At 55.5% G+C, this 12258-nt stretch carries 14 protein-coding genes; 4 read left to right on the top strand and 10 right to left on the bottom strand.

All coding sequences use genetic code 11. The features are described 5' to 3' along the window. Nucleotides 1-32 precede the first annotated feature (32 nt). Entirely contained in the window at nt 33-752 is a 720-nt protein-coding gene (gene ctrA, locus OCA8868_RS00935; protein ID WP_093994687.1) for a response regulator transcription factor CtrA, read from the bottom strand. Nucleotides 753-845: 93 nt separating this feature from the next. Then, a complete protein-coding gene (sciP, locus tag OCA8868_RS00930) occupies nt 846-1124 on the bottom strand; it encodes a CtrA inhibitor SciP (RefSeq protein WP_093994686.1) in 279 nt (92 codons plus the stop codon). 130 nt (nt 1125-1254) lie between these two features. Here sciP and mnmA point away from each other — a divergent pair, with 130 nt between their 5' ends. From mnmA to OCA8868_RS00915, 3 genes are all read left to right on the top strand, one after another. After that, entirely contained in the window at nt 1255-2394 is a 1140-nt protein-coding gene (gene mnmA / locus OCA8868_RS00925) for a tRNA 2-thiouridine(34) synthase MnmA (protein WP_093994685.1), read from the top strand. Nucleotides 2395-2453: 59 nt separating this feature from the next. Next, nucleotides 2454-3071 (top strand): CDGSH iron-sulfur domain-containing protein, encoded by a 618-nt coding sequence (locus OCA8868_RS00920; RefSeq protein WP_093994684.1) that lies wholly within the window; start codon nt 2454-2456, stop codon nt 3069-3071. Nucleotides 3072-3147: 76 nt separating this feature from the next. Then, complete coding sequence (locus OCA8868_RS00915) at nt 3148-3714, top strand: hemerythrin domain-containing protein (RefSeq protein ID WP_245847973.1); 567 nt, start codon at nt 3148-3150, stop codon at nt 3712-3714. A 63-nt stretch (nt 3715-3777) separates the two neighbouring features. On the opposite strand, the gene OCA8868_RS00910 is transcribed toward OCA8868_RS00915, so the two are convergent. The 4 genes from OCA8868_RS00910 to OCA8868_RS00895 all read right to left on the bottom strand — a co-directional run bounded on the left by OCA8868_RS00910 (nt 3778) and on the right by OCA8868_RS00895 (nt 7209). Then, complete coding sequence (locus OCA8868_RS00910; protein WP_093994683.1) at nt 3778-4857, bottom strand: methyltetrahydrofolate cobalamin methyltransferase; 1080 nt, start codon at nt 4855-4857, stop codon at nt 3778-3780. A gap of 176 nt (nt 4858-5033) precedes the next feature. Next, entirely contained in the window at nt 5034-5834 is an 801-nt protein-coding gene (locus OCA8868_RS00905) for a hypothetical protein (protein WP_143849470.1), read from the bottom strand. Nucleotides 5835-5953: 119 nt separating this feature from the next. Further along, nucleotides 5954-6880 (bottom strand): methylenetetrahydrofolate reductase, encoded by a 927-nt coding sequence (locus OCA8868_RS00900; protein ID WP_093994681.1) that lies wholly within the window; start codon nt 6878-6880, stop codon nt 5954-5956. 32 nt (nt 6881-6912) lie between these two features. Then, nucleotides 6913-7209 (bottom strand): virulence factor, encoded by a 297-nt coding sequence (locus tag OCA8868_RS00895; RefSeq protein WP_093994680.1) that lies wholly within the window; start codon nt 7207-7209, stop codon nt 6913-6915. 217 nt (nt 7210-7426) lie between these two features. On the opposite strand from OCA8868_RS00895, the gene OCA8868_RS00890 reads away from it, so the two are divergent. Further along, nucleotides 7427-8539 carry a Ppx/GppA phosphatase family protein gene (locus OCA8868_RS00890; protein WP_093995459.1) on the top strand — a complete coding sequence of 371 codons (1113 nt, stop codon included), beginning with the start codon at nt 7427-7429 and terminating at the stop codon, nt 8537-8539. Nucleotides 8540-8627: 88 nt separating this feature from the next. Here the strand turns inward: OCA8868_RS00890 and OCA8868_RS00885 are convergent, their stop codons facing one another. Genes OCA8868_RS00885 through lpxA form a run of 4 tightly spaced genes read right to left on the bottom strand, consistent with a single transcriptional unit; the run spans nt 8628 to nt 12257 of the window. Next, nucleotides 8628-9392, bottom strand: coding sequence for an HpcH/HpaI aldolase family protein (locus OCA8868_RS00885; RefSeq protein ID WP_093994679.1), 765 nt, complete (start codon nt 9390-9392; stop codon nt 8628-8630). Nucleotides 9393-9427: 35 nt separating this feature from the next. Beyond that, nucleotides 9428-10573: a lipid-A-disaccharide synthase gene (gene lpxB / locus OCA8868_RS00880; RefSeq protein WP_093994678.1), complete on the bottom strand. Its 1146-nt coding sequence runs from the start codon at nt 10571-10573 to the stop codon at nt 9428-9430. Then, on the bottom strand, nt 10570-11481 hold the full coding sequence (locus OCA8868_RS00875; RefSeq protein WP_093994677.1) for an LpxI family protein: 912 nt from the start codon (nt 11479-11481) through the stop codon (nt 10570-10572). Before OCA8868_RS00875 ends, lpxB begins: the two co-directional genes overlap by 4 nt. Continuing rightward, a complete protein-coding gene (gene lpxA, locus OCA8868_RS00870) occupies nt 11478-12257 on the bottom strand; it encodes an acyl-ACP--UDP-N-acetylglucosamine O-acyltransferase (protein ID WP_093994676.1) in 780 nt (259 codons plus the stop codon). Before lpxA ends, OCA8868_RS00875 begins: the two co-directional genes overlap by 4 nt. Nucleotide 12258: the final 1 nt, after the last annotated feature.

Genomic DNA, 12258 nt, shown 5'->3' with positions numbered 1-12258 from the left:
CCGTGAGCGATTTGCCGACAACAATTCCTGAGCTACGCGCCGATGGCAATTTTCTCAGGGTCTTGCATGCTCATCGGCTCAGGATCGCGCAGAACATAGCCACGTCCCCAAACCGTTTCGATATGATTGTCTCCGCCTGTGGCCTCGGACAGCTTTTTGCGAAGTTTACAAATGAATACGTCTATAATCTTCAATTCCGGCTCGTCCATGCCGCCATAAAGATGGTTCAAGAACATCTCTTTGGTCAACGTTGTCCCTTTGCGCAGACTTAACAATTCCAGCATCTGGTATTCTTTACCCGTCAGATGTACGGGGCTGCCGTCTGCTTCGACTGTTTTGGCGTCCAAATTTACAGCAATTGAACCCGTCTTAATGATAGATTGCGCATGGCCTTTGGAGCGACGGATAATTGCGTGAATACGCGCAACCAATTCTTCACGGTGGAATGGTTTGGTCATGTAGTCATCGGCGCCAAACCCAAAGCCCTTAAGCTTGCTTTCGGTGCCATCTTCACCTGAAAGGATCAGAATTGGCGTTTCAATCCGACTAAGGCGAAGTTGGCGCAATACCTCATGCCCATTCATATCAGGCAAATTGATATCAAGAAGGATCAAATCGTAATCATACAGTTTCGCGAGATCGATCCCCTCTTCCCCTAGATCCGTCGTATAGACGTTCAAGTTAGCATGGCTCAGCATCAATTCGATGCTTTTGGCCGTGGATGGGTCGTCTTCTACCAGCAATACGCGCATTTAGCCTTCTCCGCTTCTTCGGTGTCTGTATGGACCCTAGAGTCATAATGGTTAACCACACGTTACCGGACGCAAAGAACTTTGCAACTCCACTTAAAGTTGTCTGTATTTTTGTAATGCTGTTGCCTTTAATGCAACTTCACCATGGTCGCGCACAGCGGACTCCCATTCGGTCAATTCATCCGCGGAAAGCCCGTACATATCTTGGGCTTCTTCATGCGATAACAACCCAAACGCCACCGCCCGAACAACGCAAGCCTTGCGCGATGCAACCCAACGGCGGGTTTCCGGCACAGGAAGATCAGCCCGCGTCATAATGGACCCATCTGGCAGCTTTACGGACCGCGGCCCGTCAATTTTTCGTAAATACATCTCTCACACCCCTATGTGGTCTTTCATGGGATGCTTTTTGCAGCTAACGGCCTAATGAGTGGTAAAGCTGCCCCTTGAGAGTGATTACACTTTTCCTATATTCCAACTGATATTCCCGCTAGGACGCCCTATGCCTCTTGATCATCCGCTTAATTCTCTTGGCTTTGCTAAGCCCCCGTCCGAAACCCGTGTCGTTGTTGCGATGTCGGGTGGCGTGGACAGTTCCGTTGTCGCGGCGATGCTGGCTGAGGAAGGCTACGACGTGGTTGGCGTAACGCTGCAGCTTTATGATCACGGTGCGGCCTTAGCCAAAAAGGGTGCGTGCTGTGCGGGACGCGACATTCATGATGCGCGGCGCGTGGCGGAGGAAATGAATTTCCCCCATTACGTTCTGGACTACGAAAATACCTTCAAAGAAGCGGTGATTGACGAGTTCGCCGACAGCTATCTTGCGGGCGCGACGCCTGTGCCGTGTATTCGCTGTAATGAACGGGTGAAGTTCAAGGACCTGTTGGAAACGGCCAAAGATTTGGATGCCGACTGCATGGCGACGGGGCATTATATTCAACGGATGATGGGTGACGCTGGGGCCGAGCTGCATTCAGCGGCGGATGCGTCCAAAGATCAAAGCTATTTCCTGTTTTCCACGACGCCGGAACAGCTGGATTATCTGCGGTTCCCATTGGGGCATCATGCCTCAAAGGAGCAAACCCGCGAATTAGCGCGCAAGTATGGGTTGGCATTGGCGGACAAGCCGGACAGCCAAGACATTTGTTTTGTTCCCAACGGCAACTATGCCTCGGTGATCGAAAAACTGCGCCCTGGTGCGGCGGAACCGGGTGATATTGTCGATGTGGATGGCAACGTGCTGGCACAACATAATGGTGTCATTCACTATACCATCGGCCAACGCCGTGGCCTTGGTATCGGCGGTTTGGCGACCCCGCTTTATGTGGTGAAACTGGATGTCGACAAAAAGCACGTTATCGTTGGGCCGAAAGAACTGCTGACCACACGCACGGTTCCTGTGCGCGAAATCAACTGGCTGGGGGATGGCGCGTTTGACGATGTTGCCGAACGCCATATCGCTGTGAAGGTGCGTTCAACCAAGCCCCCGATGGAAGCTGTCGTGCGACCGCTGTCCGCTACAACTGCGGAAGTCGAGCTGCTGACCCCTGAAGAAGGCGTCGCACCGGGTCAGGCGTGTGTGTTCTATGACAATGACAGCTCGCGCATCTTTGGCGGCGGCTGGATTTGGCGCGGATATTGACCGCAGTTTGCGCATTAGCCCTTTCGCGTTAAGCTACTTTGCAAAGCAAGGAGGGCATCATGGCCAGCAAGACCTACGATGGCACGGACATATCTATAGATTTCGACATGAAGCGCTGCATCCATGCGCGAAATTGTTTTTTGAAATTGCCAAAGGTGTTCGACCCGTCACAGCGACCTTGGGTACAACCCGATAATGCCCCCGCCGAAGAAATTGCGGCTATGGTGCGGACATGTCCGTCCGGTGCTTTGAAATTCACAATGAAAGCGGGCGCGGCAGAGGCGCCACCGCAGATAAACCGCATCGCAGTTCTTGAAAACGGGCCACTGGCACTGGCGGGCGACTTGGAGGGCGACACCCGTCTGACATTGTGCCGGTGTGGTTTGTCCAAAAACAAACCCTACTGCGATTACAGCCATGTGGACGAGGGATTTACCGCCACTGGCGAACCCGCCACCAAATCGCCCGCGGAGACAGAGGATCATGGAGGCCCGATCACCCTGACGCCTGTCCCCGATGGTCCACTTAAGATTGCAGGAAAAGTAGAGCTTACCACGGGCACAGGCCGCAAGATCGCCAAACTTGACGGTGCATTTTTGTGCCGTTGTGGGGCCTCCAAGAACAAGCCCTACTGTGATGGCAGCCACAAAGGGGCTGGTTTCACTGATGCATCCTGATCTGTGCGTTTGGGGCATAGCCGCCCTGCGCAAATGCATTATTGTTACAACATAACACGCTACCTATCTCTGCGTCATGACTGAAACACGCACAGTGAGACAGGACGCCTTGCCAGAAGACATGCGCATCCTGCTTCGGGATTATCCGCGCGACGCTTGGCCGGATCACCCGAACTTCGCCGCGTCTATCCAAAAATGGATGGGAGCACATGAAATGTTCCGCAAGCTTGGTAAAGTGATGCGGTTGAATACAGAAGGCTATCTCGACAAAACGATCGAGAGCGATACCTACGCTGCGCGACTATCGCATTACGGCAATCTACTGGTGCGTAATCTACACGGACATCATGGCTGGGAAGATCACATATTCTTCCCTGAGCTGTCCGCAGCCGATGCGCGCTTTGACACCGGCCTCGACACTTTGGAAAGCGACCACCTGGTGCTTGATGATGTACTGGATCGTTTCACCATAGGCGCAAACCGCGTTGTGAAGCTTATTCAGTTGGACGAGGGTCAAGCCCGCAATGAAGCAGGCGGGTTGCATGATGTCGCGACAGAAATCGAGGGGTTTTTAGCGCGCCATCTTGTCGATGAAGAAGACCTCGTCGTGCCGATCCTGCTGCACCACAAAATGCGTGGCTGAAACAAAATACGCCCGATCATTGGGATCGGGCGTATTCATATTTCTATTCGTTTGAGGCGCGGTTTACCCGCGACGACGCCCACCTTTGCGCCCTGCCCGACCGCGACCTTCTTGACCGGCTTTCGGGGCTTCGCGGTTCATGGTGATCCAAGCCGCGCCACCATCGTCATTATTGGTTAGGAAGTTGGCCGCGCGAATGGCTTCCATTTCTTTACCCGCGCGTGGCTTGGTTGAACCCATGCCAAACAGCGTCACGAAGGTTTCATCATCAATTCCCTCTGGCAGGATAATGCCAGCGGCCTCGATTTCGGCTTTCTTTTCGCTGATCTTTTTGGGGCCAATCGGCAGCGCCACTGGGTTCATAATCGCGGATGTCATGCCAGCGGCCATAGCCATGGGAAGGAACGCGTTGTTGATGCCGTGGCGGTTTGGCAGTCCAAAGCTGATGTTGGATGCCCCACAGGTGGTGTTCACTCCGAGTTCTTCACGAAGGCGGCGCACAAGTGTGAACACCTGCAAACCCGCCGTTCCCATAGCGCCGATTGGCATCACCAGTGGGTCAACCACGATGTCATGTGCCGGAATGCCGAAATCTGCGGCGCGTTCGACGATCTTCTTGGCAACAGCAAAGCGCACGTCAGGATCTTCGGAAATGCCTGTGTCATCATTGGAAATTGCGACAACTGGCACGTTATATTTCTTCACCAGCGGGAGAACCAATTCTAGGCGTTCTTCTTCGCCAGTCACGGAGTTCAGCAACGGACGGCCCTCTGCGGCAGCCAGCCCGTTTTCCAACGCACCCGGAACAGAACTGTCGATACACAGCGGCGTGTCCACGATTGCCTGAACGCGCTTTACCAGTTCTTCCATCAAGGCAGGCTCAACGAAATTATTGTCCGCATACCGCGGGTCTTCGGCCATTTTGTTGGAGAACACAGCGCCAGAGTTAATGTCGAGCACAGTTGCACCCGCCATTGTCTGCGCAATCGCATCCGCTTCAACACGGCTGAAATCACCCGCTTCAAGTTCTTCATTCAGGATTTTGCGACCCGTCGGGTTAATGCGCTCTCCAATCACGCAGAACGGCTCATCAAAGCCCATAACGGCGGTCTTGGTTTTAGATTCGATAACAGTGCGGGTCATGTATTGCTCTCCGAAGGCGCGTGTTTCTCCGTGACCTTAGCGTGCAGGCACAGGTCTTACGGCGTGCAAACGACATAGACGGACACAGGGGCGACGTCACCAAAGATTATGTTCATGAAGATGATGAGGCGGTGCCGACACCAACCAACAGTCGCATCGTGAATCGTTGAATTGCCTTATTGAACAGGCGGACGAATGAACCGAATGCCACCCGTTTCTTGCGCAGTCGCGCCTTCGTCAGAGGCTATGGCCGCAGGATGCGATGTGATCTCGCGTAGCAAACTGCGATGCTGGACCGGATTTGAAAACGCAAGCACCCCGTCTGTCTCAATCGCGGCGATTGTCACCGGATTATTGGCATGGCGTTCCAGTTGCGAAATCTCGCGTGAGAAGCTCATCAGTTTGGTCAACGCCCCCATGCCGACACCAATGTCTTGCGCCATAGATTCACCAAGGCCGCTTTCCACCATCGCGGAAAATGCGTTGAGTTGTGCCGTCAGTGCCTCAAGCTCTTGGGTTGCGGCATCATCTGCACCCGATACCTGCGCGTCAGCACGTGCCTGCGCGAGCGCGGCTTCAGCCCGTTCGCTTAACGCGTTCGACTTGATGTCTTCGAGCGTCGCAGTTTCATCTATCCGCATAATAGCCGCAATTGATGCAAGTTGATCCGCCGAATAGTAGTGCATCATGAGTTCAAGTGGGACCGCCCGCATTTGGTCTTCGTAGGGCGCAACTTCCTCATTGGGGATCAGCGCGGCGAAGGCCTCACCATCGGCAATACGGACGCTACGATCGGAAATAGGCCCAAAGTAGGCTTGCACGAATGCGGCCCTTAACGTCTGTTCGACCAATGTGTCCCATTCCGCACCAGTTGAACGTTGGATAATCAATTGCGCATCAGCGTAGGGGGCCGCAAAGGCCGTTTGCATGCTCGGTAAAAACACCGCCAGAATAAACGCTCTGCAAAGACTGCTCATCGGGCCATATCCTACAAGTAACCCACAAATGAGAGGTCACAGTTACTGCAGGATCTTGGCAAATATTTGACCAGAAACCGGCTTTTCGCCCAACGCTGGTTGGCGCGGTTTGGCTGCGGTTAGCTCTCAGTCGCAGGTCTTGCAGACGCCCCGCCATGTTCAATCGCCCAATTGGCGTTGGTTTTGATGCCGCCAAGGGGGAAGAAGTGGACGCGTTCGATGTTGCTGTCTGGGTTCGCCGATTTGTGCGCCGCGAGGTCTGTCAGCACTTGTGTCGGTTCAAATGGCAGCAGCAATTTGGTCACATCTTTGGCGCGCTTCTGCAGCACTTTCAGGGATGGGCCAACGCCACAGGCAATCGCGAATTTAATCATGGTTTGCAGCTTGGCTGGGCCCGCGATGCCGATGTGGATCGGAATAGTGATCCCTGCTTCTTTTAGGCTTTCGGCCCATTCAATGATCGGACCCGCTTCAAACGCGAACTGTGTTGCCAGCGCCATATCGGCATCGGTTGTTTCAGAGAACTTCTGTTTCCAACGCAAGGCTTCGTCTACCATGGCAGTGCCGCCGTTGGGATCGATGTCTTTGTTGCCTTCCGGGTGGCCTGCGACGTGCAAACGTTTGAACCCTGCACGATCAAACGCGCCGTTTTCCAGCAGTTGCATTGAGGAATGGAAATCACCGTGTGGAGTTGTCACACCGCCTGCAAGCAGCAACGCCTGATCAACACCCGCCTCGCCCTGATACATGGCGATCCAGTTTTCCAGTGTGGCCGCGTCTTTGATAATGCGTGCCGGAAAATGCGGCATGACGGGGTAGCCGTCCTCAGAAAGGCGTTTGGCGGTCGCGACCATGTCTTCAATCGGGGTGCCTTCGATATGGGCGATGTAAACGCGGGTACCCTTAGGCAGAAGCGCTGTGAAGTCTTCAACCTTTTCAGCCGTACGCGGCATGACCTCGATCGAATAGCCATCAAGGAAGGCTTCAAGCTGCGGGTTCTCACCTGCTGGTTCGTCAACTTTTTTACGGAAATTCAATAGCGACATGACAGCCTCCCAGACGTTTGTTTTTGGCCTGCTCACGCACGACCGTCGTTGTTGATAAGAACCATGAGACGGTCTTTGTCGTATTCAGCCTCAAGTCGTGCAGCTTCCGCCTTGGCGACATCCGCGTCCGCGCCTTCAACGGGATACGGGTCTGCCTTGCGCCAATCCGCGAGGTAATCATCCGTGCCCGCAGCACCAGATTTCATCGCGGCGCGATCAATCGCTTGCTCAAACCGTTCGGTAAGTTGCACCTTGGTGCCCCGACGCCCCTTGCCGACGATGACCTGTGCCGGAATATCCCGCCAATAAACGATTGTGACATCTGCCATGCGAATCTCATGCCTCTCATATGCGTTGATCAACACCTAGCTTGGGTGCCAGTTTCTACGACGCCTATTTTCGACATGGCGGGCGCATTTGGCGACCCCTTTTAGGTCGCATTATTCTCATCTTAGGTATGAGCAGCTTAACAAGTTCCATCTCTGGGCTTGCGCGACATCACGCGCGCGCTTACCTTTAGGGTAACTCGAAATGGAGGGCGTTAAAATGACGCCCAAGCGTCCCGATGGTGCGGGCGCGTTCCCGAAACCGGTTGAGCACGCCGTGCCAAAACCGCCCGATCCGTCACAGCTCTATGCTGCGTTGGATTTGGGCACGAACAGTTGCCGTATGCTGATTGCCCAACCCAAGGGCAGCCAGTTTCATGTGGTCGACAGCTTTTCCAAATCCGTCCAGCTTGGGCAGGGTTTGGAGCAGACTGACAAATTGTCCCGCGCTTCTATGGCGCGAACGATCAACGCTATGCGCGTTTGCCGTCAAAAATTGCAACGCCACAACGTCAGTCACATGCGCCTTGTCGCGACAGAAGCCTGCCGGCGTGCGCGAAATTCCCAGCATTTCATTTCATCCGTGAAACGTGAGACGGGCTTGACGCTGGAAATTATCCAGCCGGAAGAAGAAGCGCGTCTTGCGGTTATTTCTTGCGCGCCGCTCGTATCAACGAAAACCGAGCAATTGCTGGTCGTTGATATTGGTGGTGGGTCGACCGAATTGGTCTGGATAGACCTGACAAACGTTCCCAAACGAGAGCGCCCCCGCGCGATCATGCGTTTGCATTCGGGCTTTCGCCAAGACCCCGGCCCGTTTGCCGCCGCCAAGGTCGTCGATTGGATTTCGGTACCGTTGGGTGTGGCGACGTTGCGCGACCAATTCGCCGATGTTGAGGACGATTCCGCGCGGTTTGCTTTGATGTCTTGGTTCTTTGAGGAAAACCTAGAGAAATTCGCACCGTCTTTGGAAGAGCAGAGTCGTGAAGGGTTTCAGATTGTCGGCACATCTGGGACTGTGACCACGGTTGCGGCCAGCCACCTTGGATTGCGGCGGTACGACCGGATGAAGGTGGATGGGTTGCGTATGACCACCGATCAAATTGATGCGGTGATCCACGGGTATCTGAAACTTGGCGAAGCGGGTCGCAAAGCGGATCCTCGTATCGGCAAAGATCGCCAAGCCTTGATCATGTCGGGTGCTGCCATTCTACAAACGCTGATGCGGCTGTGGCCAACAGACCGATTGTCCGTTGCGGATCGCGGATTGCGTGAAGGGCTTTTGTATCAACAGATGTCGGCAAATGGTGTGTTGGAAGATGCGCCTTACTGATCCGGGGATGATCTGACGATCTGCGCCTGCGGCGGGCGGGGAGCGCCCCTGCGGGGCGCAAGATTGAGTATTTGAGAGCCGAAGAAAGCTAGGGCGCTTTTGAAGCGAGGGTGCGCAGTGCGGATTGCAGGGCAAAGCTATCTGCGCCCAAGCCTAGGAAAGTTACACCTTTGTCGATTTGGACTGGGAAGTCGGCGTCGTCGAATACCACGGTTCCGATGGTTTTGCCTGCGGCCTTCGTGCGGGCGTAGACGTGATCGATTGCTGCGAGGACCTCTGGGGCGTCCGTTTGACCAACGAACCCCATATCTGCGCTGAGGTCAGCGGGGCCGACGAAAATACCATCAACCCCGGGTGTGGCTACGATTGCGTCTACGTTTTCAACGGCCTGCCTGCTTTCGATTTGTACGAATAGGAAGATTTGTTCGTTGGCTGAGCTCATGTAGTCGACGATCTCTCCGTAGCCGGAGGCGCGGGCCAGTGTTGCGCCCATTCCGCGTGACCCCTGCCCTGGGTAGCGAACAGCAGCAGCGACCTGCGCGGCCTGTTCGGGGGTGTTGACCATTGGGACAACGACAGTTTGCACGCCAAGGTCCAAGACCTGTTTGAGGATCCAATCTTCGCCACTTGGCACACGCACGACAGGGTGCGCCGGCGTTCCGGCCAAGGCTTGCAACTGCGTTTGGATTGTCGTGAGCGTGTTTGGCCCGTGTTCTGCATCAATCAGGCACCAGTCAAACCCCGCCTTCCCTGCAATTTCGGCAACGGCACCACTGGCCAATGTCAGCCAAAGGCCGCTTTGCGTTTCGCCGTGTTCTAGGGCTGTTTTGAGGGCGTTTTCTGGGGCGGGCATTTGCGTCTCCTAGTTCGGGTAGCTTCACGTATAGGTTACAGACGCGCAAGCACTGCGCGGGCGGCACGCAGACCAGGGGCATCGCCACCGCGTCCAAGGCGCTCCATTGTAACATCAAGCGCGTTGAGCTGTTCCGTCGGACTTGCTTGAACGTAGATAAGAGCTTCGGCGATTGGGTCTGGCGTGCAATTAGCACCGATAAATTCAGGGACGACACGGGTTTCACTGACGAGGTTCACCAAGGTTACGGTGTCTGTCAGGAGCATGCGGTTGATGATCTGGCGGCTGAGCCAGTTCATATCATAGGCGATGACCATCGGTGTGCGCATGGCAGCAAGTTCAAGCGACACGGTGCCAGAGGCGGCCAAAGCGACATCTGCACATGCCATCGCAACGAGGCGCTCTCGCGCTGCGGCTTCGGGGGAAAGGCCTTCGCCAGATACGATGCATTTGGCGGTGTTCTTGAGTGGCAACGCAGTTTTCACGGCTTCGGCCAGATGTGGCAGGGTCGGCACAATAACCGCATTGAAGGCCCCGTCTGTCTGAGTGAATGCGGCGTCGAACGTTTCCGCGAGGCGGGAAATTTCGGAATGGCGCGAACCGGGCAAAATGGTGAGGATGGGAGATTGGGATATCCCATGGCGGGTCTTGAACGCATCGATTTCATCGACCGTTACTTGCGCTTCGGCTGCGACCGGATGCCCGACGAAATCACAAGCCATACCAGCGGCTTCCATAAAGGGTGGTTCAAATGGGAAAAGCGCGAGGACATGATCGATGACCTGCGCCATTTTTTCAGCGCGTTTTGGGCGCCATGCCCAAACGGTTGGAGCCACGTAGTGCACTGTTCGGATGTTTGAGCCGGCCTTCACAAGCCGCGCAACACGCAGGCAAAAATCGGGGCTGTCGATGGTGATTAGAACATCCGGCTTGGCAGCGATCACCGCCTCGGCGGTTTGGCGGATACGGCGTTTGAGGTGACGGTATTTGGGCAGGATTTCCGCGATTCCCATGAGGGACAGTTCTTCCATCGGGAACAGGCTGTTCACGCCGAGGTTTTGCATCAACGCGCCGCCGATCCCCTCAAACGTGACATCTGGGACCTCATGGATCAACCCATCCATCATGGCCGCGCCGAGTTTGTCGCCAGAGGGTTCCCCTGCGATCACAAAGACCTTCATGACACCACCTGCAGAAACATGCCTTGAGCATTCAGGATCGCGACGACCTGCGGCAAATCCAAAACCATGACGCGGCTCTGCGGGATCACGATGCCCGCAAGCCCCGCCTCTGCGGCCTGCATGGCGGTGTCTGGCCCAATCAGTGGCATATCCGCCTTTAAGATTTGATCGGGTTTCGGAGCCTTATAGAGGATCGCGCCTTTGGCGTTTGGGGCGATCACTGGCTGATCCGTCATCCACCCTGCCGCGTCTCGGATCATATCAATCGCGCCGTCGATGATCTCGACGAGCGGATCGCCCGATGACGTGCCACGCTCATCGAGCGGTTCGCAATAGTCGCGCAACAGGGCTTCGGTGCCACGCGCGTCTTCGCAGGCCATCACGGCCCCATCGCGCAAAAGCATCGCCTGCCCCTGATCTGCTTGCCCCATCTCGGCCAAGGCCACCTTAGCCGCCGCGAGCGTCTCGGTTAGGTTTGGAGCGGCGGCTTTCGTGTGCTGGCCAGTGATTGGCAACAAGTCCGGTGCGACCTCGTGGGCGCCGACAATCGTGAAACCGTGCTCCTCAAAGATCGAAATAATCTCACGCAGGGTTCCATCATCGCCCTTGGCCATTGCCGCCATTAGACGCGGCACGAGGGGCGCTGTAGCCGGATCGATTGCACTTGGGTCAACATCGGGGCGTTGCACGGCCCCTGCCATGCAGACTTCGGTCACGCCCAAGGATTTCAGCGTTTCTAGCAGTGTCCCAAGCGTTTCAATGCGAAAGGCAACGCGCTCAAGCTCGCCTTTAATCTCTGATGGAAACCCGCGCATCTCGCAGATGATCGGAGAGCTGCCTTGCACCATAAGGCTACCCGCCAAATGGGGTGGCAAACCGCCCGTGCCTGCGATCAGCGCGGTGCTCATCTTGGGGTCAGGAAATGGCGATCTGTATCGGCGAGGATGAAATCGATCATTTCAGAAACATAGGCACTTTCAGATTCATCCCCCAATCGGCGGGCGCGATCCATGAAGGATCCATCCCCGTCCTTGAGGGTTTGGAATGCAACCCGAAGCGCCGAAATGTCTTTGCGATCCACACCGCGTCGCTTCAACCCGACAAGGTTCAGCCCATCCAGTTCCCCGCGTGGGCCCTGCACCAGACCGTGTGGGATGACGTCATTTGTGACCATCGACAGCGCCCCGATAATCGCGCCTTTGCCAATGCGCACGAACTGGTGGATGCCGCACAGCCCGCCGATGATTACATCGTCTTCAATGATGCAATGCCCGGCCACGGCGGATTGGTTCACGATAATCACCCGATCCCCGACGATTGCGTCATGGGCCACATGGCAGCCCGCAAGGAAGAACCCGTCGTCGCCGACTTTGGTGATTCCTCCACCGCCCTCAGTGCCGGGGTTCATGGTGACATGTTCGCGGATCCGGTTGCGCTCACCAATCACCAGCTTGGCAGCCTCACCATGAAATTTCACATCCTGCGGGATTTCACCGATGCAGCAGAACGGGAATATCGACGTATCCGCGCCAATTTGCGTGTCACCTGTCACCACCACGTGGGACTTTAGTTCAACCCGATCTCCAAGAACGACCTTTGGGCCAACGATGCAAAACGGTCCGATTGAAACATCCGCACCGATCTGTGCGCCGTCCTCAATAATGGCGGAGGGGTGAATGGCCATG

The sequence above is a fragment of the Octadecabacter ascidiaceicola genome (assembly GCF_900185015.1).
GTDB classification, from domain to species: Bacteria; Pseudomonadota; Alphaproteobacteria; order Rhodobacterales; family Rhodobacteraceae; genus Octadecabacter; species Octadecabacter ascidiaceicola.
The sequence above is the reverse complement of the archived record's forward strand: the minus strand, read 5'-3'. Positions and strand labels throughout refer to the sequence as shown.

What these genes read in the sequence shown, in the direction of transcription:
- ctrA (WP_093994687.1), bottom strand. Translation starts at nt 752, where the DNA reads ATGCGCGTATTGCTGGTAGAAGACGACCCATCCACGGCCAAAAGCATC.
- sciP (WP_093994686.1), bottom strand. Translation starts at nt 1,124, where the DNA reads ATGTATTTACGAAAAATTGACGGGCCGCGGTCCGTAAAGCTGCCAGAT.
- mnmA (WP_093994685.1), top strand. Translation starts at nt 1,255, where the DNA reads ATGCCTCTTGATCATCCGCTTAATTCTCTTGGCTTTGCTAAGCCCCCG.
- OCA8868_RS00920 (WP_093994684.1), top strand. Translation starts at nt 2,454, where the DNA reads ATGGCCAGCAAGACCTACGATGGCACGGACATATCTATAGATTTCGAC.
- OCA8868_RS00915 (WP_245847973.1), top strand. Translation starts at nt 3,148, where the DNA reads ATGACTGAAACACGCACAGTGAGACAGGACGCCTTGCCAGAAGACATG.
- OCA8868_RS00910 (WP_093994683.1), bottom strand. Translation starts at nt 4,857, where the DNA reads ATGACCCGCACTGTTATCGAATCTAAAACCAAGACCGCCGTTATGGGC.
- OCA8868_RS00905 (WP_143849470.1), bottom strand. Translation starts at nt 5,834, where the DNA reads ATGAGCAGTCTTTGCAGAGCGTTTATTCTGGCGGTGTTTTTACCGAGC.
- OCA8868_RS00900 (WP_093994681.1), bottom strand. Translation starts at nt 6,880, where the DNA reads ATGTCGCTATTGAATTTCCGTAAAAAAGTTGACGAACCAGCAGGTGAG.
- OCA8868_RS00895 (WP_093994680.1), bottom strand. Translation starts at nt 7,209, where the DNA reads ATGGCAGATGTCACAATCGTTTATTGGCGGGATATTCCGGCACAGGTC.
- OCA8868_RS00890 (WP_093995459.1), top strand. Translation starts at nt 7,427, where the DNA reads ATGACGCCCAAGCGTCCCGATGGTGCGGGCGCGTTCCCGAAACCGGTT.
- OCA8868_RS00885 (WP_093994679.1), bottom strand. Translation starts at nt 9,392, where the DNA reads ATGCCCGCCCCAGAAAACGCCCTCAAAACAGCCCTAGAACACGGCGAA.
- lpxB (WP_093994678.1), bottom strand. Translation starts at nt 10,573, where the DNA reads ATGAAGGTCTTTGTGATCGCAGGGGAACCCTCTGGCGACAAACTCGGC.
- OCA8868_RS00875 (WP_093994677.1), bottom strand. Translation starts at nt 11,481, where the DNA reads ATGAGCACCGCGCTGATCGCAGGCACGGGCGGTTTGCCACCCCATTTG.
- lpxA (WP_093994676.1), bottom strand. Translation starts at nt 12,257, where the DNA reads ATGGCCATTCACCCCTCCGCCATTATTGAGGACGGCGCACAGATCGGT.